The sequence below is a fragment of the Bradyrhizobium sp. ISRA442 genome, assembly GCF_038085055.1.
GTDB lineage: Bacteria > Pseudomonadota > Alphaproteobacteria > Rhizobiales > Xanthobacteraceae > Bradyrhizobium.
In genome coordinates this window covers 74,894-100,518 of sequence record NZ_JALGCN010000024.1, presented here as the reverse complement: position 1 = coordinate 100,518, position 25,625 = coordinate 74,894, and the positions used below count along the sequence as shown (strand labels likewise).

General features: G+C 64.2%; 19 protein-coding genes and 1 pseudogene. 12 read left to right on the top strand and 8 right to left on the bottom strand.

Features of this window, described 5'->3' with window-relative positions; all coding sequences use genetic code 11:
* Positions 1–59 precede the first annotated feature (59 nt).
* Both MTR72_RS33600 and MTR72_RS33595 read left to right on the top strand, forming a co-directional pair.
* Positions 60–2,384, top strand: coding sequence for an AAA family ATPase (locus MTR72_RS33600; protein WP_341511907.1), 2,325 nt, complete (start codon positions 60–62; stop codon positions 2,382–2,384).
* A 447-nt stretch (positions 2,385–2,831) separates the two neighbouring features.
* Positions 2,832–3,236, top strand: a complete 405-nt coding sequence (locus MTR72_RS33595) for a hypothetical protein (RefSeq protein ID WP_280966408.1) — start codon at positions 2,832–2,834, stop codon at positions 3,234–3,236.
* Here MTR72_RS33595 and MTR72_RS33590 read toward each other — a convergent pair.
* Positions 3,233–4,567, bottom strand: coding sequence for a hypothetical protein (locus MTR72_RS33590; RefSeq protein ID WP_341511906.1), 1,335 nt, complete (start codon positions 4,565–4,567; stop codon positions 3,233–3,235). The genes MTR72_RS33595 and MTR72_RS33590 overlap by 4 nt on opposite strands.
* A 258-nt stretch (positions 4,568–4,825) precedes the next feature.
* On the opposite strand from MTR72_RS33590, the gene MTR72_RS33585 reads away from it, so the two are divergent.
* Both MTR72_RS33585 and MTR72_RS33580 read left to right on the top strand, forming a co-directional pair.
* Positions 4,826–6,415, top strand: a complete 1,590-nt coding sequence (locus MTR72_RS33585) for a hypothetical protein (protein ID WP_280966406.1) — start codon at positions 4,826–4,828, stop codon at positions 6,413–6,415.
* Between the two features lie 28 nt (positions 6,416–6,443).
* A complete protein-coding gene (locus MTR72_RS33580) occupies positions 6,444–6,881 on the top strand; it encodes a hypothetical protein (RefSeq protein WP_341511905.1) in 438 nt (145 codons plus the stop codon).
* Between the two features lie 23 nt (positions 6,882–6,904).
* On the opposite strand, the gene MTR72_RS33575 is transcribed toward MTR72_RS33580, so the two are convergent.
* Positions 6,905–7,633: a hypothetical protein gene (locus MTR72_RS33575; protein ID WP_280966404.1), complete on the bottom strand. Its 729-nt coding sequence runs from the start codon at positions 7,631–7,633 to the stop codon at positions 6,905–6,907.
* Between the two features lie 977 nt (positions 7,634–8,610).
* Here MTR72_RS33575 and MTR72_RS33570 point away from each other — a divergent pair.
* Together MTR72_RS33570 and MTR72_RS33565 are read left to right on the top strand one after the other, a co-directional pair.
* Positions 8,611–10,152, top strand: coding sequence for a PAS domain S-box protein (locus tag MTR72_RS33570; protein ID WP_280966403.1), 1,542 nt, complete (start codon positions 8,611–8,613; stop codon positions 10,150–10,152).
* Positions 10,067–10,252, top strand: coding sequence for a transposase (locus MTR72_RS33565; RefSeq protein ID WP_445819655.1), 186 nt, complete (start codon positions 10,067–10,069; stop codon positions 10,250–10,252). The genes MTR72_RS33570 and MTR72_RS33565 overlap by 86 nt, the downstream gene beginning before the upstream one ends.
* A 237-nt stretch (positions 10,253–10,489) precedes the next feature.
* Here the strand turns inward: MTR72_RS33565 and MTR72_RS33560 are convergent, their stop codons facing one another.
* The 3 genes from MTR72_RS33560 to MTR72_RS33550 form a co-directional block, all read right to left on the bottom strand.
* Entirely contained in the window at positions 10,490–10,978 is a 489-nt protein-coding gene (locus tag MTR72_RS33560; RefSeq protein WP_280966402.1) for a hypothetical protein, read from the bottom strand.
* Between the two features lie 445 nt (positions 10,979–11,423).
* Positions 11,424–12,095, bottom strand: a complete 672-nt coding sequence (locus tag MTR72_RS33555) for a helix-turn-helix domain-containing protein (RefSeq protein WP_280966401.1) — start codon at positions 12,093–12,095, stop codon at positions 11,424–11,426.
* Positions 12,070–13,299, bottom strand: a complete 1,230-nt coding sequence (locus MTR72_RS33550) for a tyrosine-type recombinase/integrase (protein WP_280971400.1) — start codon at positions 13,297–13,299, stop codon at positions 12,070–12,072. Before MTR72_RS33550 ends, MTR72_RS33555 begins: the two co-directional genes overlap by 26 nt.
* 287 nt (positions 13,300–13,586) lie before the next feature.
* On the opposite strand from MTR72_RS33550, the gene MTR72_RS33545 reads away from it, so the two are divergent.
* Positions 13,587–14,120: a 2'-5' RNA ligase family protein gene (locus tag MTR72_RS33545; protein WP_280971107.1), complete on the top strand. Its 534-nt coding sequence runs from the start codon at positions 13,587–13,589 to the stop codon at positions 14,118–14,120.
* A gap of 32 nt (positions 14,121–14,152) precedes the next feature.
* Here MTR72_RS33545 and MTR72_RS33540 read toward each other — a convergent pair whose 3' ends face one another.
* Together MTR72_RS33540 and MTR72_RS33535 are read right to left on the bottom strand one after the other, a co-directional pair.
* Positions 14,153–14,506: a hypothetical protein gene (locus MTR72_RS33540; protein WP_280966399.1), complete on the bottom strand. Its 354-nt coding sequence runs from the start codon at positions 14,504–14,506 to the stop codon at positions 14,153–14,155.
* A 113-nt stretch (positions 14,507–14,619) separates the two neighbouring features.
* Positions 14,620–14,998, bottom strand: a pseudogene (locus MTR72_RS33535) (tautomerase family protein).
* Between the two features lie 195 nt (positions 14,999–15,193).
* On the opposite strand from MTR72_RS33535, the gene MTR72_RS33530 reads away from it, so the two are divergent.
* The 5 genes from MTR72_RS33530 to MTR72_RS33510 all read left to right on the top strand — a co-directional run bounded on the left by MTR72_RS33530 (position 15,194) and on the right by MTR72_RS33510 (position 24,857).
* Complete coding sequence (locus tag MTR72_RS33530; protein WP_280966398.1) at positions 15,194–15,793, top strand: TetR/AcrR family transcriptional regulator; 600 nt, start codon at positions 15,194–15,196, stop codon at positions 15,791–15,793.
* A 157-nt stretch (positions 15,794–15,950) separates the two neighbouring features.
* Positions 15,951–17,633 (top strand): methyl-accepting chemotaxis protein, encoded by a 1,683-nt coding sequence (locus MTR72_RS33525; protein ID WP_280966397.1) that lies wholly within the window; start codon positions 15,951–15,953, stop codon positions 17,631–17,633.
* A 168-nt stretch (positions 17,634–17,801) separates the two neighbouring features.
* Positions 17,802–19,523 (top strand): AMP-binding protein, encoded by a 1,722-nt coding sequence (locus tag MTR72_RS33520; protein WP_280966396.1) that lies wholly within the window; start codon positions 17,802–17,804, stop codon positions 19,521–19,523.
* A 12-nt stretch (positions 19,524–19,535) separates the two neighbouring features.
* Positions 19,536–22,841, top strand: a complete 3,306-nt coding sequence (locus tag MTR72_RS33515; RefSeq protein WP_280966395.1) for an acetyl-CoA carboxylase family protein — start codon at positions 19,536–19,538, stop codon at positions 22,839–22,841.
* A 147-nt stretch (positions 22,842–22,988) separates the two neighbouring features.
* Complete coding sequence (locus MTR72_RS33510; protein WP_341511904.1) at positions 22,989–24,857, top strand: sigma-54-dependent Fis family transcriptional regulator; 1,869 nt, start codon at positions 22,989–22,991, stop codon at positions 24,855–24,857.
* 184 nt (positions 24,858–25,041) lie between these two features.
* On the opposite strand, the gene MTR72_RS33505 is transcribed toward MTR72_RS33510, so the two are convergent.
* Complete coding sequence (locus MTR72_RS33505) at positions 25,042–25,596, bottom strand: flavin reductase family protein (RefSeq protein ID WP_280966393.1); 555 nt, start codon at positions 25,594–25,596, stop codon at positions 25,042–25,044.
* Between the last annotated feature and the right edge of the window lie 29 nt (positions 25,597–25,625).

Here is a 25,625-nt window from a genome sequence, read left to right as displayed (position 1 = left end):
CGCGTGCCTGAAGCGCTCCCCCAAAAGCCGACTCGGGATCATGAACAGGTGGTGAGAACATGAGTGAAGAGAACATCACAGCGCCAGAACTGCCGGTGCGGCCGCGGCCGCTGCCCAAGATCGGAGCCTTGGCATCACCGCAGCATCCACCCTCCGCGCCGACAATCGGACCTATGGGCTCGCTCGAGTTGGCCGCTTACCGGGCCGACTGGCGGGCCTCTTTACGCTATCGCCTCCACATCGCCGAAGTCGCCGCCGCGCGAGAGCACGAACTGCTGGTCAAGAAGCTTGAAGAGGAGGCGCGTGTTGCCGCCGAGAAAGCGATGCGCGCGGCTCGCAAAAAGACGGCCGTTCGCGCCGAGGTGCACAAGGCAATCGCAGCAAACTCGCGGACTCAGGAAGAGGAGCCGGACGAGGAATTCGGATCGTTCTTTACCCGGCATCGACCTCGGCCACCGTCGCATCCGGTGACCCCGGCGAGAGCGGCGGCGCGGCTCCTGGTCTCCCGCATGTTCGACTCCAGACCCGAGCTATGGCAAGCGATCCGCTCGTCTGCGCCGGTGGTCATCATCGACGTGCCCGATCCGGAGATGCTCGACCGCGCCGTCGCCATTTGGCAAGACACGCTTTTTCCGGCGACAACCCGCGTGATGAAGGTCGGCGCTTCCAATTCCGGAAAGCGGGACGACTATGACATCATCTATCTCGCGGCCAAGGAGCGTCCACAGCCGAAGGACAGGAGCGCGCGGGAAAGCGAGGCATTGTCGGCGCTGTCGCTTGCGCTTCCGTTGATTGCGATATCGCCCAACGCCGACACGCACTTGCCCGAAGTCCTTTTAAAGTCTCAGCGGATCCGCCTCACTTTTCCACCGCTCGATCCGGTCACCATCGGGCGCGTGATTCGCATCGTGACCGGAAAGGGCTGCCGCGAGCTGCTCGACGCCCAGACTGTCGCCCCTGTGACGCTGGTCGACCTGATCGTTGCTATCCGGTTCGATCGCAGCCCATCCGAGTGTCTGGCCGAGCTGCGCCGGCTTGCCGCGGAGAAGTTGGAACGCAAACGCGGACGGGACATCTCCTTGGACGAGCTGCACGGGATGGACGAGGCCGTTGCATGGGCCCGCTCGACCATACGCGACCTCGACGCATGGCGGCGCGGAGAGCTTCCCTGGTCGGCGCTGGACCCCGGTGCCTGCCTCGTTGGCGCGCCGGGCACCGGGAAGACGCTGTTCGCCGAATCCTTCGCCCACGCTGCTGGCCTGCCGCTGGTGGCCTGCTCGCTGGCCCAGTGGCAGTCGGCGGACGAAGGGCATCTCGGCCATCTGTTGCGAGCCATGCGGCGCGATTTTGATTCCGCTCGCGCGCAAGCGCCGTGCGTTCTTTTCACCGACGAAATCGATTCCTTCGCGGACCGCAGCAAGCTCCGCCACGCCCACGCCGACTACGTCGTGGAGGTCGTGAACGCCTTCATCGCGCATCTCGACGGCGTCGCCGGCCGCGAAGGACTCATTTATCTAGCAGCATCCAACGATCTCTCCCGTTGCGATCCTGCCATCGTGAGGTCCGGTCGACTCAACCGGATCATCCGGATCGGGCTGCCCAACGCGTGCGATCTCGAGCGCATGTTTCGCGTCCGCCTCGCGGGCCGGCTCGCGGGCGAGGATCTGGAGGAAATCTGCTTGCTCGCGTTGGGCTCCACTGGAGCCGACGTCGAAAGGATCACGAACGACGCCCTGCGCTTCGCGCGCCACGCCGACCGCGCGCTCGAGCTCGCCGATCTCCGCCGGGCGCTGGTGAATCGGGAGGACCGCGACTGCTCGGAAATCCGGCGCTGCGCTGTCCATGAGGCAGGCCATGTCGTGGCGGAGATCGTTCATTTCGGTCACGAAGCTGACGTACGCGCGTCGATCGTCCGGTCGGGGAACAGGGGCGGGGCGACGGTGAGGAGCAAGGCGCCGCCGTTCGCAGGCACCTATTCGGATTACCAGCACCGTCTTCAGGTGCTGCTCGCTGGCCGCATCGCTGAAGAAATCATGCTCGGCGAGGCGTCGCACGGTGCCGGCGGCACGCGCGGGTCCGACCTGCAGCAAGCGACCGCCCTTGCTGCAGCCATGGTTGGATCGCTCGGGATGGGCGGACCGAAACACCTCCTATTTTTCGCGTCGCACGAGGACACGGATGAACTGCTCTCGTATGTCGACGTGCGGATCGCGGCGCACGCCGAGCTCACGCGGGCTGCCGAAGCATGCCGTTCGACTCTGCTCGAGCACCGGGCCGCGCTCGAGGCGATCGCCTCGACGCTCCTGCGATCCAGCCGGATCGACGGAATTAGCGCGGCCGATATGATTCGCGCGCGCCGCGACATTGAGGAGGGACCGATATGATTGGCGCGATAGGCATTCCGGCTGCTGGTGCGGCGGTCGCCTCCACGCAGCCGCTACAGCACGAGCGCTGCCCGCCCTTGAGGCGGCGGCTCGAGGGCTCTTGGAACAGAGCCACCGGCGCGGATGTTGCCGAGTGCCTGCGGCAGCTCGGAGCTGTGTGCGCGACGCCTTGGCCGGGCCAGGCCGCCAGCAAAACTGCGCCGGACGAGCGATGAACACGCCGAGTAGTGAATCCTTGGTCCCCTTGGCGGAAAGCGGCGTTGCCGCCCCAGGCCTTCTGCGCAACGCCAAACCACGCTCGAGCGCACTCGACAGCGCACGGCCAGCGGATCCGCTCTCGAAGGATCGCGGCGGAATCCTGAAGGTAGGGCGACTGCCTTCGCCCGCACGCGCTCGGGGCAGGTGGGTGGCGGCTCTGCGGGCCGAAACCGAGCCACCGGATTCAGCATGAATATTGTCAAGGTCGGGGACGCGTACAAGCTCGGCTCCGACGAAGTGCGCTTCGTCAGCCCCAAGCGGGTCCGCCGCTCGCAGCCGGAGGCTACGTTTTCCATCCACCCCGCGCAAAAGCGCACGCGCGGCGCGCAGCTCGTTCAGCCCCCATCGCACTCCGTACCCGTCCACGTGCCAAACCGTCCCGCGCGCTTCCCTCCGCTGTGGCCGGAAGAGATGACGGCCGAGACGGCCGCTGCGTTCATGAACTTCGCGACTACGCGGCAGCTCTGCCAGGCGATCGCGCGCGGGGAGGCCGCGCCTCCCACTTCCTATCGGCACAGCGGCGGCAGGATCGAATGCCTCTGGCACATTATCGAGATTAGGAAGTTCGCCGCCCAGCGGCACGGCTCGGGCTAGAGATCGTCGAGTTGAATCTCTTTGGTGACGAAGGGGCCGAGGATCTCCAGGAGTTGCTGAAACTCCGGCTCCTCGCGGAGCTTGTCGAGCTTGTGCGCGGCGATGAGTCCTTGGATCACCTCAGTCCGCTGCGCGATCCGCTTGCGCTGCGCATTGCTGACCATGCGCATCGTTTCCGTGATGTAGACACGCGCCGTTCGCGGATCGAGATGACCACTGAGGCACATCAATTCGTTCTCTGTGCAGCCTGCCTCGGCGGACTCGGTGATGCCACCTCGGCGGAAGCTGGACCACTTCAGCGCGTCGGGCAGTCGGACCTTCTTTTTGACCCGGTCGAACAAACTGTAGAACTCGTGAGTCAGCTGACCGTCGTTCCGCAGCCCCCACGGCGTATCATGTGTTCCATCCCGCGGGATCAAAATCCCCGACTTGCGTTCACCCTTTATGGCATCCACGCGCGCCTCGAGCGCCGGGAAGTAAGGTTCTCGACGTACATCGTGCAGGTCGATCCACCTGGAGTTTCCGACCTTGGGCCGCACCAAATAAACCTGATTGTCCCGGCCCGTGGGCTTCCAGTGTTCGCAGAGCCAGTGGGCGAGCACCGCGGTCGAGCGCAGCTGAAGTTCGAACGTCGCGAGCGCGGCAGTCCCAAGATTCGGAACACCTTCTAGCCTCGCTCCGTAATCGAAATAGGCCAGGTGCAAGATCGAGGCGCCGAGCTTCTTCTGCTTGTTCTTGTCCCGCAGGTGCCGGGTGTGCCTGATAGGATTGTCGAGGGGGACTCCCTCATACTCGCCAACCATGTTGTTGAACACCAGGCGCAGCAGTTCTCGGCATCTGTTGTAGCCCTTGACGTCAAACACCCCGAGGCCCAGGTCGAATAGGTCATACAGGATCGCCTTGGCCGCGGGCACCGTCAGTTCGGCGACCGGTACCTCGCTCAACCGCAGACCGCGGAACCTCTCAACTCGAAGGATTCGTTTTCCGTCGCGATCGAGCTGCTTGCCGTAACCCTTGCAGGTGCTGGGCGTGACGAGCTTGGTGAAGGTCGGATGCTTCTTCTGGGCCTCGAACAGGCCGCCGAGGGTGCCGGGCCGATGGTTGGCAAGCACAATCGCCGAACCCTGGCGCGCCCGGGCCTGCAACAGCTTCTCATACAGCTCCCGCCCCTGCCGAAAAGCGACCTCCCAGTTCGGGTCGAGGATCTGTGTCTTGGGTTCGAAATCGTCCGGTGCGTGCGCGCTGCAATCCCAGCGCAGTCGCAGGCGGCCCTCACGACGCATGTAATAGGGGCGCGTGTAGTACGGTCTCTCGATTTCGATCGTGGCCATACATCAATGTAGCAAATCTGTATTGACATTTACAGCGGTGTCTACGAGCTTGCCCAGCGCGACTCCGAAAAAGAGGCGGGCCGCGGTCTAGGTACGATCGCGGGAAAAAATCGCGGGTCTACGTAGGTTTGTCGGAAAATGGCCGAATCTGGTCGTCGGAAAATTCGGAATTGTTCCGTGATGTCAGATACTTGGAAATTTGGACAGACAAATACGAAGCCCCCGCGGGCGGCGCTCAACCCGAGCGAAATCAATAGGTTGAGGGAAATTTTCCGACACTGGCGCCCGCAATTGGCGCGCGGTTCTCCTTGCGTTTCTGGAGCGGCGTCGGAAAAATTTCCCGTTGAATCAGATGACCGTGCGGGGCCGAACTCGCACCCGCCGGCGACGCTGACCGCGTCCCGTCAGCAATTCGGGCCCATCGACGAGACGGCGCTCGCCGCGATGGAATCGCTGGCCCGCGCGGCAGGCGGCTACGATCCGAAGCTCGTGACCGTTGCGAAGCTCCGACCGCTGCTTCGCCGCGGCCAGGCGCCGGTCACACGTCTGCTGAAGGCCTGGAAGCGGGACCACCGCTGTGCACCGGTCGAGGCCACATCCGACGATTCGGCAGGCCTTCTGTTCCCGACTGCCGAACCGAGCCGCGGGGCCTTCGAAACCAAGCCGTCGGACCTCGATTTTCGCGGCACCGCCGACTTGCTCGCGCCGGCACGAGCGGCTGTCGTCGACGCCAGTGTGGTGAGCCCGGAAACGCGCGATCGGCTCGCAATGCTCCTGCCCTTTGATACCCCAGCAGATAAAGCCGCTGCGCGATGTGCGCTTGAGCGGGCCAGATTCGCGGCGTTCGCCGCCGCATATGTCGAGCTCGTGGGCCGGCCCGCCGGAGCCATGGAGATCTACGACGGCGCGGCCTTGGTGTACGGGCCTGGCCTGAGCCGCGCCTACGCCCGCCAGGCGCTGCAGCGCTCTGCGCCTTCGGACCTGGAGCAGCTCTCAAACGGGCTGTTCTGGCGGCGGGGGAGGCCGGTCCCGGACAAGGCACCCGCTGTGGGCTATCACTCGCGGCAATCCCTCAATCCGCATGCTGGGCGCCGCGGCGAGGGCACCCCGGCCCAAGTCAGGCGCGCGCGCGACAAGGCTCGGCGTGATCTATTCTCGGGGTACGCCGTCGAATATGTCGAGCGGGTCGGACGCCCAGCGGGGCCCACGGAAATCTACGACGCGGCGGTCGAGGCACGGCTGAAGCTCGATTTCCGGCGTCACAACGCGCACGTGGTGCTTGCCAGGGCCGATAACCCCAAATTGCGCAAGCTGGCGGACGGCGGCTACTGGCTGGCAGATCGCCGGCACGTACCCCGCCATACCCGGGGGCGCTACTGGTCGCGCCGGGGCCAGATGGACTACCGCGCGCTCGGCCGCGAACTCGTCGAGATCCTGAGCGCCCGACGGTGTGCCCTCAGGGCCTTTGAACTGCGGGCGAGATTGTCGGAGCCGCTGCGCGCGGCATTGCCGGCGCGCCAGCCCTCCATCCCCTTCATGACGGCCGCCCGGCACTACCCGCAGCTCAGGCACGATAAGGGTTGGTGGTCACTCATCGGCGTCGACGAGAACCGGCCTCGCGGGTTGTCGCTGGACGAGGAGACCGCCGTCTACGCCATCGACATCTGCAGCTTGCGCGGTCCGACCAGCACGGACGAGATCGCGGCGATGCTGCCGAAATATATGCGCGCGCTGGTGGATGTCGCGGAGGTCCTGCCGCGCGTCGCGCCCTCGTTCCCGGCGCTGGTGCGCGCAGGCGAGACATGGTCGTTCAATCCGTACCATCCTGTGTTTGCCCGCCGTGGTTAGGCGGGCAGAGCGGCGAAAGGCGATCCGGGTGGCCGTCAGGAGCGTGATCGCGGCCGAAAGGCGCGCGCTCCAACCCGCACAGATTTACGATCTCCTCGCCGAGCCGCTCCGGAAGGAGCTGAAGCTCAGGCGACGGCGCATGGCGGTCCAACTGTCGCCTGGCGACGGTCTCATCCAGCGCCCCGACGGCCGCTGGACGGTGGACGTGCGCGAGCTCTGGGAAATGGCCGCGCCACCGGATGCGAAAGTCCCGGACGCCGCGCCACCCAAGCCCCGGCTCAGGGGGGTGGAGAAGGATGTGTTCTTGATGGTCGAGCGTTACGGCGCCCAGCTCGTCGCCGACCTCTACGCGGCGCTCGCTCCCGCTGCGCCGTACGACGAATTTCTCGCCTATCTGGAACACGCAGTGCGGCGCTGCGCCGATCAACGCTTCGTCCTCAAGGACGGCATTCTCTTCCGTCGATGAGGCCGACCGGGTCGAGGATCCGCTCACTTGCGCACCGCGCGCCGGCTGAACCCCGCGATCCGTTCCGGCCGTGGCCGGGCGCCCTTCACCGGTTCGCGCAGCGACCCTATCGCAGCGCGAAGAACCCTGCCGCCGACGTGCATGGCGGACAAGGCGCCGCCCTCCGGGCCGAACAACCGGGCGACGTCGAGGTCCCACGGCCCGGACGGCCGCAGGATGGTCCACGTGCTGTAGATGTTGGCGATCTCGCGCGAGGCGGAAGAACTTCTGATCACGGCGAAGCCCCTCGATCTGCTGGCGTCGGCGCCGATTGTCAAAGACAGCCGATCAAGCCAGTCGAAGGGGCTGACCTGGATGCGGTTGTCCGCGTCGGGTTCAGGCGCTTGGTCGTCCGCATCCAGCAGCAGATTTAGCGCCTCGACGAACGAGTGCGGTTGCAGGAAATGGTAGAACCGATGCTCGTGGTCGCGCCCCTTCTCGAAGCCGACCACTGCTGGGCGCAAGGCGTGACGCAGCGGCATCGTCATCAGGCTACGGGTGATCGGCCCGACGTGAGCGGCGGCCGCCCCCGATCCGATTCCGATCAGCAGCGCGCTCGCATCCGTGCTGGACATGGCCGTGGCGCTCGGCCCCCGCCCGCGCGACATAATCAGTCCGGCGGACCGCAGCCCGCCCAGAATATGCATCACGGTCGGGGCCGGAATCCCCAGCGCGGCCGACAGATCCTGGGCCAACTGTATCGAAGTCGCCATGTGTGCTCCCCGTACGCGAGGTCAAGGCCTCGTGAGTCCTTCCGTCCTAACCCCTCGGGGGCGTGAGCCCCAGTTCTGGTCGCCCTGTCGACGACGGTGTTTTTGAGCCAAGCCTTGCGCCTTGCAAGCAAGCCCGATGCCTGCTTGCCTGCTGCGGGATTTGCAAGCGGCATTTCCGCGAATCCAGTTCACCATTCGGTCAATCCTTGCTCCTGTCGTCCCGCGCATGATTGCCCGCAATCCTGGACCACACGGGCGCCGCCGTCCTCCGGCATTCTAATCCTTGGGCGGCCTCTCTTGAAGTCGAACTCGGCGCGTATCCTCCGCGGTGATGACCGCGGCGGGCACGGCTGGCGCCGCCGCGGCGAAACCGCCGCGCGCGCCTCCAAACGAATCCTTTCGCGAGTCCACTTCCCCACGGCCATTGTGGTCGACTGTCGGCGGCGCGCGCGGCGCCTACGCTGCGGCGGCGGCCCCGTCGCCCAGGGTTGTGCTTTCGCGGCGCCACCGTCGCGAGGGTCATTTGATGTACCGGGCCGAACCGCACGATCGAAATCGCGCATCCTCCACGACAGAATGGACCTTCAGCGCCACTCCAATCTGCCCCCGACGAGAGCGCCCATACAGCGGCAGCATCGACCCAGCTAGGCGCGAAGCAGAGCGACTTTAGGTCAAACAGCGACTTACTGGAAACAGCAGCTCATGGCGCAAGGCGCACGGCCGTCGGACACTCATGTCTGAGGGCCAGACGATTCTCCCGTTCACTGTGCCCGGATGCTCCAGAAGCTTTGCATACGTAAGTATACTCGTGACGCGACAAGCTTCGATTGATCATATTGCAAGGTGAGGCTATCGACCGACGGTCAACCGTTCCACGACCGCTGGGGTTATCCGCGGGTTCGTAAGGCGCAACAGCCCGGCACCTGCCGCAAGAATGAGTTGATTGTATCCATTGCTCATTGGCAACAAGGTCGGCCATGCAACATCCGGCTCAAGTACCCTCTGAGATCGTAGAGGCGTTGCGCGAGAGCGAGGAGCGCTTTCGCACCCTTGTGCAATTCTCCTTTGATGTGTACTGGGAAACCGACGCGCAGCATCGCTTCATCCGGCAGGAGTTCGCTGAGATGCTTAGCGAGGCTCCGGTCTCCGAGATTGGTAAGACGCGCTGGGAGGTGCCCTACCTCGAGCCTGATGAAGAGGGCTGGCGTCAGCACCGGGAGACGCTCGATGCCCATCTGCCGTTCCGCGATTTCGAACTCGCGCGGCCTACGCCCGACGGCGGCAAGCGCTACGTGTCCGTCTCGGGGCTGCCCGTTTTTGACCAGACGGGGCGCTTCATAGGCTACCGCGGGGTCGGACGCCACATCACGGAGCGCAAGCGCGCCGAACAGGCGCTGCGCGAGAGCGAGGCCCGTTTCCGCACCTTCGTAGACCACGCGACAGACACGTTCATGCTTCACGACGAAGACGGAACCGTTCTCGACGTGAACCGAAATGCTTGCGAGAGCTTGGGTTACGGCCGCGACGAACTGATTGGGAAGAGGCCGTTCTTCTTCGATCTGGACTTGGATGCAGCGGCTTGGGAGCGTCACCGCCAGCACCTCAAGGGCGGGGGTGTTGCAACGCTGGAGAGACGCTATCGTCGAAAGGACGGCACCGTGTTTCCCGTCGAGGTCCGCATGCGAGCGTTCCAGCAAGGCCGGCAGCGGCTGATCGTATCGCTGAGCCGCGATATTACCGAACGGAAGCGCGCCGCTGAGACTCTGCGCGAGATGCAGGCGGAGCTGACGCACGCCAACCGCGCAGCGGCCATGGGACAGGTCACCGCTTCGATTGCCCACGAAGTAAGCCAGCCGATCGTGGCGATGCTTTGCAACGCGGAGGCCGCACTGAGCTGGCTAGGCTCTCAACCTTCGAATGTCGCGGCGGCGCAGCGGGCGCTCGCGTCCATTGTGACCGACGGCAATCGAGCCGGCGAGGTTATTAATTGGATCCGCGCCTTGATCAAGAAAACGCCAGCACGGAAAGAAACAATTGACGTTAATGATGCGATCCTGAACGTCGTCACCATAGCCCGGAGCGAACTGCTCAGACATCGCGTTTCGCTGCAGACAGATCTGGCCACGGGCTTGCCGCTCATGGAAGGCCATCGCGTCCAGCTGCAGCAGGTCGTTCTCAACCTGATCCTCAACGCAATCGAAGCTATGTGCAGCCTCGACGAGGAGCCGCGGGAGCTGCATATCAGCACGACCGCGAATGCCTCAGGCGGGATTCTTGTCGTCGTGCGCGATAACGGCCCGGGGATTGACCCGACAATGATCAACCGTCTATTCGACCCCTTCTACACCACTAAGCCGGCGGGCACCGGCATGGGCCTAGCCATCTGCAATTCAATCATCGAGGCGCACGGAGGACAGCTTTGGGCGGCCGCGAATGAGACACGGGGCGCTGTGTTTCAGTTCACTTTGCCTCCGGTTCGAGGTTGTCGCGACTGGCCCGCGCCGTCGGTGGACCGATGATGAGAAGCTCAAGATCATTTTGGAGAGTTTGGAGACCCCGAGCGCCGTCTCGTCGACAGCGCGGCGATACGGCATCTCCCGTTCGCTCTTGCTGACTTGAAGTTACGGCCTCTTCCGAGGGCGTCAAGGCGGCCGCCGCGCTGCTTGACCAGCAGATCGGGAAAACCAACGACCACTATCGGACGCAAATGCCGATGGCGAGGTACCCTGTCGAGCTCCCGCGCACGAATCGACGATGGCGCGGACTCATATCTCATTCGCAACGGACGTATTGAAGCGATGACGATCCACTACGGTGCAAAGTAAAGCATAATCGGTCCACATCACCACCGCGGGCTTATTCTTCACTCGGGGAAAGGATGGCAAGGTTTTGCTCGGCTCTGGTCCAAGCCCGCACCTCATACCGCCAACAAATAAAAACGCTCCCGACAAAACCGGTGACACCGCCTAACGTGAACGCCCATGGTGGCAAGCTGATCGTGGCTTTGATTGCCAAGCCTACGAACACGCCAGCAATGACGCTGATGACGTTCACCATTCCGGCCGTAGTCATAAAGGATTGGAAGGCTGTTAGTCTGAGACCGAAGCTGTCGAGCGTGCCTCTGTAGTCGTCGTGAGGCGAATGCATCAAGTATGATCGCACTCCCGGCGATCGTTCGACAAAGTAGTGTCGGATCCGAGCCATCCCCCGTGCGTGGACCATATCTTCGATAGCCACCTGAACTGAACGCACGAAACTGACTATTCCGATAAAGTAGAGGGACGGCAGAATGATGAGGGCGAACACAAGAACGAAGTTGCGGCTTTCATCGACGAAGCCGCCCAAGCCACGACGTGACGGTTGCGCGTCCCTGAGGAAACCCGTGCCTTTGGGGGTTTCCTCAGGCGTCCCGGGAGCATCTGAACTGCGTGGCGAACCGGGACCATGCGGACCGTTCATCACAACGGACGGAACGGCCCCCGAAAACGACAATCCCTCGGATCACCCTCGGAGTTAGCGACATTGGCCCGTTCGTGCTCACGGCGGGGTGATGATGTCGGGCGGATGGCGTCAGCCATCAGGTGTTTCTCTCAGTAGCGCGGGCGCTCAACCTGGTGATCACCGCGTCAAGGACCTGGCGGCGGCTCAAAACCACAAATCAGTTACCGAAGCTCATCGCAGGTTTCAGATTCAACGGCATCGAGGTCAAACTCGACGCGTGCTGGTTTCGACCAAATCCTCCAAGCTTATGCCAAGCTCGGTACCTGCTCGCGCGGTTCAAGCGTCTGCCTCAGGAGCTTGGCAAATTTCGCAGGAATCGATCCAGATCACTCTCGAGCACGAGGGTCCGGTCACCGCATTTCTTGACAATCAAGCGGTTCGCGTCCCTTTCCTTGTAAAGCGTGCTTCTCGACAATCCAGTGCGCTCGGCTATTTCTTCGAGGGAAAATGCGACAGTGTCACGCACGATCTCGGCTTCGTGGCTGGCCGCTCGTTGAGTCGTAACCGCCAGCTGCTTTTCTGTTCCTAGCCAATTCTCGAATGCTTCTTTCGAGAGGAAAATGGGATGTGGAACTCCGTCTAGCTGGCAGTCTGGTCCGAGCATATGGTCGTCGGTATAGTCGCTGTGGAGGCCGACACTCCGTCCCATGCGCCACCAGTCTGGCTTGTAGAGCTCGAGATCGACCCCCGTATGTAAGTGATGGACGCAAGCGCAAAGCTCACCATCGAAGAGCGCCCAACGCAGCATTCGCTCCGCACGGAATTCGATCTCGAGCATATGATGGTACGGATTTCCGCCGAGGTCCTCGTCGCCTCGGGCGATGCGCTCATCCCATTGTACACATAGTTCGGGTAGGTAGGCCCATTCGGGGTCAAGCCGCGCGCACAGGCGGTCGAAGGCTTCACTCAGCCGTATCGCGCCGTTCGGTACCAAGTTAGGTGCTCGCGTTGCGGCGACCATCAATGGCGGTCCTTTTGAGCTGGCGGAGCCTGGGAGCGCCGCGCTCTATAAACTTTCGCTGCTTGTCAGCGAGCAGCTTGGCGTAGGTAATTTCGATCATTCTGATGCTCGTCCCGCAATTTCGAGCGATCACGTTCAACGGGACGTTCTCTTCGATGGACTCGGAGATGTACGCGTGACGCAACAAGTAAAAGCAGCCCTTGGGATCCAATTTCGCCTTCAGAACGGCTTTCTTCATCTTGCGGATCTGGTCCGACGGCTTCCATTTCGATCCGTCGGACTTCACGAAGATGTAGTCATCTCGCGACCGCTTCGCCGTAATCCGCTTCAAGAGCTTCACGGCGCTGGGCTGAAGGATGACATGCCGCGCGCCGGTCTTCCCGGAAACCTTGAGGGTCTTTCCTTTCACATCGAAGTCGCGGATCTTGGCATCCGTCAGTTCCTCATAGCGAGTTCCTGTCGCGTATCCGGCTTGGACCAATTCCTGCAGCTTGCCGTCTTGGCAGTTCTCGATCAGATCGCGCATGTCCGCCGGTGAAAAGCGTATGTCGCGTGGACGACCGACGTTGTGAAACGGTTTAACTCTGCGCCAGGCCTCGTCGCTATGGATACCGTTCTTCTTGTCGTCATAGGCATGATTCAGAAACGCTTTGAACATCGAAAGCACGCGGTTGGCAGAATCTTTGGATTTCCTTACATCTTCCTTGTCTTCGGACTCTCTGACCATTGAAGCTTGCCAATGCTCCATCTGCGTCTTCGTCAAATCCGCGACTTTGGTGTCGCCCAACTTCGAAAGGATATGCTTTTCGACGCGTCCCTCCGTGGTTCGCGCGCTGCGGGCATTTTTGCCCTTCAACTTGGGAAGATAGTCTTTGAATGCCTGCCGGAGCGTTATTGAGCCTCGGATGGCACCGGCGCGATGGGTACCCATCCGCCTGACCTCTTCCAGGGCCCTCCCGTAAGTCAGAACGCGTTCACCGTCTGCTTCCTCATAGTCATCCGCAACCCCGATGACCCTCGTTGCCATCCCTCCCTTGCCGTCAGCCTTTCGAAATACCCATTTGCCGGCGGTCTTGTTGCGCCGATAGCCGACAGACAGCCCTTCTCCGATCGAGACAAAGTAGGGCTTCTTCCGCATGTCTAGCTTCAGCCGCGGCGACCGCGTCCGCAAGTCCCACTTGTCGTCCGTGATGAGTCTTGCCATGGCCATTCAGCCCGAGCTTGCGTCATCGACAGAAAGTGTCTCGCCGGTGTCCAGTAGACGTGTATTTATACAGGTGGACGCGAGCGAACGCCAGCCTACTCGAATCCTTGCTTTAGTTCACATTTACAAAGGCATAGGCGAGCGCAGGCGAATGTCAGCAAACACGTTGTTTGCACGTGCCGAGCCCTCTCAAGGCTGAAACAGGGGTTCGATTCCCCTAGGGAGCGCCATTGCCTTTTAGGCCTCACCTCTTCTTCGATTGATTGTTCGACCTGCCGGGTGAGCCTGTGGCATTGGCGATCAACATCCGGACTGACAACAACTCGGCACTCGAAATTGAGCGCCTGTGGGACCAGGTCGGCGCGTTCGAGGTCGAGCCGTCGATGCGCAAGCTCGGCTACCGACCGCATTTCACGTTCGCGATCTACGACTCGCCCCAAATCGACGAAAAGACTGCGTGGGATGCGATGCTCACGGCCGTCGCTGGCCAGGCGCAAATTGCCGTCGAATTCGGGCGTATCCGCTGGTTCGAAGGCAGCCCTCTTGTGCTCTGGGCGGAGCCGACCGCCAACGACATCCTCAGCCGAATCCACAGCTCGATCAGTGCCGCAATCGATCCCGCGTACTGTCGACCTCACTACAGGCCCGAAGCGTGGACACCGCACTGCACGCTCGGCATGGACATTGCCGATGAACGGCGCGATGACGCCCTCGCGTTTGCACGGTCGTTCGATAGAAAGATCGAAGTGCTGTTCGACGTCGTCGATTGCCTCACTTTTCCGCCGGTGCGTATCATTTCAGAACGGGGATTGCCGCCGTAGCTCGAAGGATGTGTCTCGCCGCCGCCACGGCGTCACTCCCCCTCCGGTTCGGGCGGCTTCTCAACCGCCTCGTCGGCCTGGACCTGCGGAGCGCCTTGCGCGCCGCGCAGACGGATCATCGTCTCGATCACGTCGACGTCGATCTTCAGCATGTCGAGATCGCGGTCATCTCGCGCACCTCCTGGCCCTTGCGCGCCAGCTCTTCCGAGACATCGACCGACGTTGCCCGGCGTGTTGACGAACAGCTTTGCGCGCATCCATTCGAGCCGCGCCCGCTGGGTGTCGCGCTCGAATTTCTTCTCCGCGTAGCGGCGGCGTGCCTCGGCGTAGGCGCCGATGAGGGCGGTTTCCGGCAGGCTCCATAATTGCTCGACCGACATGGTCATGCCGCTTCGGGGGTCCCGAGGCTTCGGAGGGTTTAGTCTACCTCCGCCATCAGAGCCTTCCAGCGGTCAATTCTCAAGGGGCGCGTCGCGGTGGCGTCTTGCGATGATGGCCGTCACGCAAACTGCGCGAGGCCGTGGCCGACGGACCAGTTCTCCTTCGGTGCATCGAGAACGTTCACGAACACGTCCTCGGGCCGGATGCCCGGGCTTTCGCCGAGCAGGTCCGCGATCCGCCGGTACAGCGCCTTCTTCTGCTCGGCGGTGCGCGTGGCGAACACGGTGATCTGGATCAGCACGGCGCTGTCGCTCCGCGTGACGCCGTAAGCGTTGCCGCAGCGGAAGTTCGCTGCCTCAAGCTCGGTGATGGTCATGAACTCGTCGCCCCTCGGGCACGTCGAGCGCCTCGCGCATGGCGCGGTAGAGGCTGTCGAGAATCGCCTGCCGGTAGCTTTGCGGCTTTCCGGCCCGCAGCGAGATGTGAAGGAGAGGCATCGGCGCATTCCTTTCCATGCCGGCTTGAACCGTTGCGGCGCTTGCCGCACGGCGGCTCCGCGCATTGACGAAACCAGTTATCGGCCCCAATTAGTTTTTGACACGGTGTCGAGAAACCATGTTTTTGACGTCCTGTCAAATATTTTGTGTCGCCCCGGCGAACGGGGACCATATCGTCGAGCAGAGGAGAGATGCTTGAGGCCACGCGAGTTCGACCACGACGATGTCCTGCGCATCGCCTTCGATCAGTTCTGGCGTAAGGGCGTGCGCGGCACGTCGCTATCGGACATCGCGCGCGATGCCGGCGTTCAGCGCGGCAGTCTCTACAATGCCTTCGGCAGCAAGGAAGCGCTGTTCCTGCGGGCTTACGAGCGCTACGCAGGCGATTACCTTGGCGCCGTCCAGGCGGCGCTCGGGACCGGCAGCTTGCGAAAACGCCTCACGGCTTTCTTCGATTTGACCATCACCAACTTCCAGTCCGGGACACCGCCGCGGGGATGCCCGACCACGCGCGGACTGATGGAGCTTGGCTCGGTCGAAGGCGAGGGACTGGACGAGGAGGCGCGCCGGACCTTTGCGGATCTGGTGACGCGCATCACTGGACTGGTTGAGGACGCGCTGTCGGCCGGCGCCAAGCGCGGTGAGTTCAGCGGTGCGCCCGAGGCTGCAGCATTGCATATCGTCACCGTGACGCGAGGCCTTGCTGTGCTCGAACGTGCCTTCGGCGACGAAGCCCAGCTTCGCAAGATAGCCGCCCACACCATCGATCTCGTTCTCGGTGCGACCAAGCGCTAGGCGCCCCGGGCATGCCGCATCTCCGCTCCTGGCGATGTCGGGCCGTGCCGACTCGCATCGCGCGCTAGGGGCGCCAATCGAATCCGAATGCTTAATTCTTTGCTAAGGCGTTCGCGATAAACTGGCATATCTGCATTGCCAATTCCTGCGAGCCCCGATGATTTTCTCCCGCATCAGTTTCAAGCTGGTTCTGATCGTCGCCATCAGTCTTCTCGGCATGATCGCGCTGGCGCCGATCGCGCTCTCGACCCTGCGCGCGCAGATGGTCGCCGACCGCCAGGCCCAGACGCAGCAGATGGTCGACGTTGGCTACGGCATCCTGGCGCACTATCAGAAGCTCGAGAGCGAAGGGAAGCTGACGCGGGAGCAGGCGCAGGCGGCGGCTCAGGCCGAGATCAAGAGCCTGCGCTACGACAAGGTCGAGTATTTCTGGATCAACGACATGACCCCAAAAATGGTCATGCATCCGATCAAGCCCGAGCTCGACGGCAAGGACCTCTCCGCGATGAAGGATCCCGCGGGCAATGCGCTGTTCATGGGCTTCGTCGATGTCGTGACCAAGCAGGGCGCGGGCTTCTACGGCTATCTCTGGCCGAAGCCCGGCTTTGACCAACCCGTGCCGAAGATTTCCTTCGTGAAGGGCTTTGCTCCCTGGGGCTGGATCATCGGCACCGGCATCTATCTCGACGACGTAGGCGTCACCTTCCGCCAAAACGCGATGACGTTCGGTCTCGTGTGCCTTGCGGTGCTCGTGCTGGTGCTCGGCGCGTCCTTCGTGATCGGCCGCAGCGTCACCCGGCCGCTCGCCGGGATCACGGCGCTGACCGAGCGTCTTGCATCCGGCGACAGCGCGTTCGAGGTGCCTTACACCAATCGCCGCGACGAGGTCGGCGGGCTCGCCAAGGCGCTCGCCGTGTTCAAGGACAACGCCTCGGCGGTGCGCCGGATGCACGCCGAGCAGGAGGAGCTGAAGCACAAGGCCGACGGCGAGAAGCGCAAGGCGATGGCCGATCTCGCCGGCAGGTTCGAGGCGAGTGTCCAGGCAGTCGTCCGCGACGTCTTCAACGAGGCGCGCGAGATGCAGCAGGCCGCCAAGGGCATGTCGGAGACCGCGAACCGCGCGAGCGAGCGCGCCTCTTTCGTCGCGAGCGCCTGCCAGCAGGCCTCGAGCAACGTACAGACGGTGGCTTCCGCCGCCGGCGAGTTGTCGTCCTCGATCACCGAGATCAGCCAGCGCGTCGCGCAGGCGGCTGAGGTCGCCGACAAGGCGGCCGCCGACGGCCAGCGCACCAACGACACCGTGCAGGGGCTTGCCGCCGCCGCGCACAAGATCGGCGAAGTCATCGACCTCATCAACCAGATCGCCTCGCAGACCAACCTGCTCGCACTCAACGCCACGATCGAGGCGGCCCGCGCCGGCGAGGCCGGCAAGGGCTTTGCGGTCGTCGCGAGCGAGGTGAAGTCGCTGGCGAGCCAGACCGCGAAGGCGACCGACGAGATCGGCGCGCAGATCTCGGCGATCCAGGCCGAGACCCATCAGGTCGTCGGCAACATCGAGAGCATTCGCGCGACCATCATGGAGGTCAACGAGATCTCCTCGTCGATCGCGGCCGCGGTCGAGGAACAGGGTGCTGCCACGCAGGCGATCGCACACAGCGTGCAGGAGGCCGCGTCCGGCACCAACCAGGTCTCGCAGAACATCTCCGGCGTGACCAACGCGACGTCGGAGACCGGCCATGCCGCCGGCCTCGTGCTGCAATCGAGCGGTCGGCTGACGCACAAGCTGCAGTCGCTCCAGGACGAGGTCAGCGCCTTCGTCGCCGGCGTGCGCGCGGCATAACCGAAGCTCTCGGCGCGCCCTGTTGCTTTTTCCGCGTCACGGCATCGGCCGTGATGCGGAAACGCTGTTTTCCTTGACATGAAGTCTGCCGTGCTCGACCTGTAACGATGTCGATCGACGGCATCGCGCGTGCCCTCGCGAAAAGAAAAGCAACACGGGAAGGACGTCATGAGCGCAGGCCTCAACGAGAACGACTACCTCGCCACCTTGCGCGGCCTGTGGGACAAGGCCTGGCCGAAGGGCATGCCGCGCTCGCCGAACTATCTGCACGGCGAAGTTCCGCTGACGGAATATCTGCGCGCCTGGGCGAAGCGCAGCCCGGAGCGGCCCGCGGTGATCTTCTACGGTCACGTCACGACCTACGCGGAGCTCGACCGGCAGAGCGACCGCTTTGCCGCGCTGTTGCAGGCCAAGGGCGTGCGCAAGGGCGATCGCGTCGCGGTGTTCCTGCCGAACTGTCCGCAATTCCACATCGTGTTCTTCGGCATCCTGAAGCTCGGTGCGATCCACGTGCCGGTGAGTCCGCTGTCCCGTGCCTTCGAGCTGTCCTACGAGTTGAATGACACTCAGGCCGAGGTGATCGTGGCGCTGGACCAGCTCGTGCCCGTCGTCGAGCAGGTGAAGGGCGAAGTCCGTTTGCGCGAGATCATCGTGACGAGCTTTGCCGATGTCGTTCCGGCGGCGCCGGCATTCCCTGTGCCGGACTCGATCCGCACGCCGCGCGTGGCGGTGCCCGGCGCCACCGACCTGTTGCCTGCGCTTGCTGCAATGTCTGCACCTACGCCGCTGCCGTCGCCGGGCCTCGATGATGTCGCCGCGCTCAACTACACCGGCGGCACGACGGGCATGCCGAAGGGGTGCGTTCATACCCATCGCGACATGGTCTACACGGCCGCCGCTAATTACGGCATCTCTGTCCAGTCGGACGAGAGCAGCGTGTTCCTGTCGTTCTTCCCGGAGTTCTGGATCGCGGGCGAAAATTTCGGCCTGATTTTCCCACTGTTCTCCGGCGGGACGCTGGTGCTGCTGGCGCGCTGGGACGCGGTCGGCGCCATGGCCGCGATCGACAAGTACAAGGTCACGATCACGGCGATGCCGGTCGACGGCGCGGTCGAGCTGATGGACCATCCGCGGTGGAGCGAGTTCGACCTGTCGTCCTTGAGACAGGTGCGCGTCGTCTCCTTCGTCAAGAAGCTCAACGCCGACTATCGCAAGCGCTGGAAGGATCTCACCGGCACCATCCTGATGGAGGCGGCCTGGGGCATGACGGAGACCCACACCTCCAACACCTTCACGGCCGGCTTCCAGGACGACGATTTCGATCTCAACAACCAGCCGATCTTCGTCGGGCTGCCGGTCCCCGGCGCCGAGTTCAAGATCACCGATTTCGAGACCAGCGCGCTACTGCCGCTCGGCGCGGAGGGCGAGATCCGCGTGCGTACACCGTCGCTGCTCAAGAGCTACTGGAACAAGCCGGAAGCGACCGCGGAGTCGCTGGTCGATGGCTGGCTGCGCACCGGCGACATCGGTACCATCGACAAGGACGGCTTCCTGCACTTCCTCGGCCGCCGCAAGGAGATGCTGAAGGTCAAGGGCATGAGCGTCTTCCCGCCGGAGATCGAAGCGCTGCTCGGGCAGCACCCGAAGGTGCTGGGCTCGGGTGTGGTCGGGCGCGATGATCCCGACAAGGGGCAGGTGCCGGTGGCCTATATCCAGCTCAAGCCGGAGGCGGTCGGTACCATCTCCGCGGAGGACTTGCGCGCCTGGTGCGCCGAGCGGATGGCCGTCTACAAGATTCCGGAGGTGCGCATTATCGAAGCCTTGCCCCTGACCGCGACGGGCAAGGTGAAGAAGCAGGACCTCAGTCCGAACCTGCCTGCTGCAGTCTGAATGAGAGACCTCATGTCGTTCAAAAAACTCCTGATCGCCAATCGCGGTGAGATCGCTATCCGTATCGCGCGCGCGGCGGCCGACGCCGGTATCGCGACGGTCGCGATCCATCCCGCCGACGATGCGCTGTCGCTGCATGTTCGCGTCGCGGACGAGGCGATTGAAATTCCGGGTCGCGGCGCGCGGGCCTATCTCGATATCGAAGCCGTGGTGAATGCGGCCAAAGCGGCCGGCTGCGACGCCGTGCATCCCGGCTACGGCTTCCTCAGCGAGAACGCGGCGTTCGCCAAGGCGTGCGCCGACGCGGGCGTTGTCTTTGTCGGTCCGAAGGTCGCGGCGCTCGAGCTGTTCGGCGACAAGGTTGCGGCGCGCCAGCTCGCCAAGCGCTGCGGCGTGCCGATCATTGCCGGCACCAGCGGGCCGTCCTCGCTGGGGGAGATTTCGGCGTTCTTTGCCTCGCTCGGCAGCAATGCGGCGATCGTGATCAAGGCCATGGCCGGCGGCGGCGGCCGCGGCATGCGCGTCGTCGAGAATGCCGCCGATCTCGCGGAGGCCTATGCGCGCTGCCAGTCCGAGGCCAAGGCGGCGTTCGGTTTCGACGGTGTCTATGCCGAGCGGCTGATCCGGCAGGCCCGCCACATCGAGGTGCAGATCATCGGCGACCACCATGGCGCCATCTCGCATCTCTGGGAGCGCGAATGCACCGTCCAGCGCCGGCACCAGAAGCTGATCGAGGTGGCGCCGAGCCCCTCGCTGAGCGAGCCCCTGCGCGGCCGCATCATCGAGGCGGCGAAGCAGCTCGCGAGCGCTGCCGCTTACGACAATCTCGGCACGTTCGAGTTCCTGGTCGACGGCAACGCTGACGACAGCTTCGCGTTCATCGAGGCCAATCCGCGGCTCCAGGTCGAGCACACCGTCACCGAGGAAGTGCTCGGTGTCGACCTCGTCCGTGCCCAGCTCGCGGCGGCCGCGGGCGCCTCGCTGGCCTCGCTCGGGCTGTCGCAAGAAGCGATTCCGAAGCCGCGCGGCCATGCCATGCAGCTTCGCGTCAACATGGAGACGCTGGACGAGACTGGCGCGACGCATCCGACCGGCGGCGTGCTCGCCGTGTTCGAGCCGCCGTCGGGGCCGGGCGTGCGTGTCGATAGCTTTGGCTATGCCGGGTATAAGACCAGCGCGGCTTTCGACTCGCTGCTCGCAAAGGTCATCGTGCATACGTCAGGTGAAGCCTGGCACGACGTTGTTGCCAAGGCCACGCGCGCTCTGCGCGAGTTCCGGATCGACGGCGTCATCACCAACATCGCTTTCCTCCAGGCGGTTCTCGCGCATCCCGATTTCAGGACCAACCGCATCGCGACCGATTTCATCGATCGCAACATCGGCAAGCTGGTGGAAGCGGCCGATGGCGCGGCAAGGCCGCTCTACTTCGCCGCAACTGAACGAGCTGGCGGCCCTGGCACTGAGGCGCACATCGCGCAGGAGGTGCCCGAAGGCACCGTGATGGTCGCGGCGCCCTTGCAGGGCACGGTCGTCACCATCCAGGTGAAGGAGGGCGAGATCGTCCGCCCGGGCCAACAGCTCGCCGTGATCGAGTCCATGAAGATGGAGCATCTGGTCATGGCCGAGCAAGGCGGACGGGTCACGAAGCTCGTTGCCGGCGACGGCGTCACGCTGATGCACGGCGAGCCGATCATGTATCTCGAGCCGCTCGACGTCGCGGCCGATATGTCGGCGGCGGAAGCGGATGTCGATCTCGACCACATCCGCTCCGATCTCGCCGAGCTGCTCGAGCGCCAGGCCAACACACGCGACGAGAACCGCCCGGCCTCGGTCGAGCGCCGCCGCAACACCAACCAGCGTACCGCGCGCGAGAACGTTGCCCAGCTCGTCGATGACGGCTCCTTCATGGAATATGGCAGCCTCGCCATCGCAGCCCAGCGCCGTCGCCGCAAGCTCGACGATCTCATCAAGAACACGCCGGCCGACGGCCTCATCATGGGCGTCGCCACCGTCAACGCCGACAAGTTCGGCGCCGAGGGCGGGCGTTGCATCGTCGTGGCCTATGACTACACCGTGCTCGCGGGCACGCAGGGCCATATGAACCACAAGAAGATCGACCGCATGCTGACGCTGGCGGAAGACTGGCGCGTCCCGCTGGTGTTCTACGCCGAAGGTGGCGGCGGCCGGCCCGGCGACACCGACCGGCTCGGCATGACCGGCCTCGACGGCCCGTCCTTCGTGCAGTTCGCAAGGCTCTCCGGTCTCGTGCCGGTGATCGGAATCGTCTCCGGCTATTGCTTCGCCGGCAATGCCGCCATGCTTGGCTGCTGCGACGTTATCATCGCGACGAAGAACGCCTCGATCGGCATGGGCGGCCCCGCCATGATCGAGGGTGGCGGCCTCGGCGTCTATCATCCGGCCGAAGTCGGTCCTGTGTCATTCCAGGCGCCGAACGGTGTCATCGACATTCTCGTCGAGGACGAAGAGGAGGCGACGCGGGTCGCGCAGAAATACCTGTCCTACTTCCAGGGCGCAGTCACGGAGTGGCAGGCCGCCGACCAGCGGCTGCTGCGCCGCGCGATCCCGGAGAACCGCCTGCGCGTCTACGACATTCGCAGCGTGATCGACCTCATCGCGGACACGGACTCCGTGCTGGAACTGCGCCGTGACTACGGCGTCGGCATGATCACCGCGCTGATCCGCATCGAGGGCAAGCCGTTCGGCATGATTGCCAACAATCCGCGCCACCTCGGCGGCGCGATCGATGCCGATGCCGGCGACAAGGCCGCGCGCTTCCTCCAGCTCTGCGACGCCTTCGATCTGCCGATCGTCTCGCTCTGCGATACGCCCGGCTTCATGGTCGGGCCCGAAGCGGAGAAGACCGCGATCGTGCGCCATGTCTCGCGCATGTTCGTCACCGGCGCGAGCCTCACCGTGCCGCTGTTCGCCATCGTGCTGCGCAAGGGCTATGGGCTGGGCGCGCAGTCGATGATCGGCGGCGGCTTCCACGCCTCCTTCTTCACCGCGGCTTGGCCGACCGGGGAGTTCGGCGGCATGGGCTTAGAGGGCTATGTCCGCCTTGGCTTCCGCAAGGAGATGGAGGCGATCGCCGACGCCAGCGAGCGCGAGACCTACTATCGCAACAAGGTCGCCGAGCTCTACGCCAACGGCAAGGCGGTCTCGATCGCCTCCGTGTTCGAGATCGACAACGTCATCGACCCCGCCGAGACGCGCCGCTGGATCATGGCGGGCCTGCGCTCCGTGCCGAAGCCGCCGCCGCGGACGGAGAAGAAGCGGCCCTGCATCGATACGTGGTGAGGGCAGCGCAGCAATTTTGATCGCGCCGTCGTCACTTCGAGCTGCCCCCCGGAATGACGGCGCCGAGGGCGTGTTCCCGGTTCCCGATTGACATCCCCGCCCGCGGTGCCAGACTTTGCACAATAATACAGGGTGGAGACGTCCGCGATGGCCAGCCTTTCGGCCTCGAACCATGTCGCCCGTGTCTTGTCCGTCGCCAACCATGTGGCCGACGTCGATGCCTCCTCGCGGATCGCCAACTCCTGGCGGCGCTGCCTGATCAGCCACAAGCTCGATCCCGCCCGCCAGGGCCCGCCGCAGACCCTCACCGAGGCCGAGGTCCGCCACGTCGCAGAGCCGATGGAGGAGACGATCAGGCTGCTTACGCCCGAGCTCGACGATCTCGCCCGCGTGCTGCGCGACGCCGGCTACTGCGTCAATCTGGCTGACGCGAACGCGACCATGCTGTTCAGCCGCCTGCCGGGCCAGGCCGACGCAAAAATGTTCCTGGACTGGAAGATCTACACCGGCTCGAATTTTGCCGAAGCCTTTGAAGGCACTAACGGCCTCGGCACCGCGCTTGCCGAGGAGAAGCCGATCCTGGTGCATCGCGACGAGCACTTTCGCGAGCAATGGCACATGTTCTCCTGCGCCGTGGCGCCGCTGTTCGACCAGGCCGGGCGCCTTGCCGGCGCCGTCAACATCACCTCCTGCCGCAGGGATCTCGAACGCACCGCGCACCAGCTTGCGCTCGCCGTAACGATGGAGGCGACGCGGCGGATGGAGGGTGCGATCTTCCGCGATCATTTCCGCAACGCCTGGATCACGACCGTGCCGGGCGACGGCGGCAGCGGCCTGCTTGCTTATGACCACGACCGTCGCATTGTCGGTGCCTGCCGGTCGGCGCGGGCGATGCTGGGCCTCACCGACGGCATGATCGCATCCGGCATCGATCTGTCGCGCTACATCAATTTCGACCATCACGCCGCGCGCGGAACGGATGACACCGTCGCGCTGCGTCGTGCCGATGGCAGTCCGTTGGGACAGGGCCGAGTCGCGCCGCCATTGCGCGCGCGGTCATCGCCGCGTGCGTCGTCCGCGCGCCGCGACGGGCCGGTCGACCGGTTCGATGCTCTGCGTCGTCTTGCCGGCGGCGATCCCGGCCTGGTCAAGAGCGTGAGGCGGCTAAAGAGCATCGGCGACCACAATCTGCCGGTGCTGCTGCATGGCGAGACCGGCGTCGGCAAGGACGTGTTCGCGCGCGCCATTCACGCGGCGAGCAACCGCGCGCGCAACAACTATGTCGCGCTGAACTGCGCGGCGATGCCGGAGAGCCTGATCGATGCCGAACTGTTCGGCTACGAGGCCGGCGCCTTCACCGGCGCGCGGCGCGAGGGATCGAAGGGGCTGATCGTGCAGGCCGACGGCGGCACGCTGTTCCTCGACGAGATCGGCGACATGCCGATCGCGCTCCAGACCCGGCTGCTGCGCGTCCTGGAGAACCGCGAGGTCTGGCCGCTCGGTGCGCTCAAGCCCGTGCCCGTCGACATCCGCCTGATCAGCGCCACCCATCGCGATCTCGGCTGCATGGCGGAGGAGGGTGCCTTCCGCGCCGATCTCTATTTCCGCCTGCGCGGCATGGAGGTGCGACTGCCGGCCCTGCGCGAGCGCGCCGACAGGGACGACGTCATCCGCCAGATCGCGTGCGAGGAGGCGCCGAATTGCCGCTTGTCGGAGGAGGCCTGGTCGCTGCTGTCGGCATATCCGTTCCCAGGCAACATGCGCCAGCTTCGCCATGTGCTACGGCTTGCCGGCTGCACGGCGGAGGACGGCGTCATCACCGACGCCGATCTCGACCTGCCGCCATTCGGCGGCCGCGCGGCGGAGCCCGATCTCGCGGCGGCTGAACGCGCGACTATTGTCGATGCGTTGCGCAAGCATGGCGGCCGCGTCACCGAAGCCGCCCGCGCGCTGAAACTCAGCCGCGCCACGCTGTATCGCAAGATCAAGGCGATGAAGATCGAGACGGCGCAGTAGGGCTTTCCTTCCCTCTCCCCTTGTGGGAGAGGGTGGCTCGCCGCGATAGCGGCGAGACATGTGAGGGGTCTGCTTCCGCATTCACCTCGCCATCTGCGCACGCTGAAAGAAACCCCTCATCCGGCGCTTCGCGCCACCTTCTCCTACAACAAGGGGAGAAGGGAAGGCAGCGAGAGTGGGGCCCTTACGAAAAATCCGTCCAGCTCAGATGCCGCGCGTCGAGGTCGCCGAGCGAGACCGTGTCGCGAATTTCCTGCGGCGTGTGGAAGTTGCTGCGCAGATAGACCAGCGGCGTGGCCGTCGCCGCATGCGAGACGCCGCGCACCTCGCCGACGAAGATCGAATGCGTCCTGGTCTCAAATTCCTGCGCCAGCATGCAATCGAACGCGGCGACAGCATCCGTCAGCACCGGTGCGCCGGTCACGCCGCGCGTCCATTCGCCGAAAGCAAAGCGATCGTCACCGTTGACGCCCCTCTGGCCGCTGAAGGTCAGCGCCAGCAGCGCGTGATCCTCGTGCAGGAAGTTGATCGCAAACGCGCCTTCCTCGCGGATCCGCGCATGAGCGCTGGCATTGCGGTTGACGCAGACGACCAGCGAGGGCGGATTGTCCGACAGCGAGCAGGCCGAGGTCACCGTCAGCCCCGTACGCTTGCCGTGCTCGGCCCCCACTGTGACCAGCGCAACGGCACCGGCGCATTGGCGCATCGCCTGCTTGAAATCCTTTGCGTCGACCGTCACGCGGAAATCTCCGAAATTGAGGCGGGTGC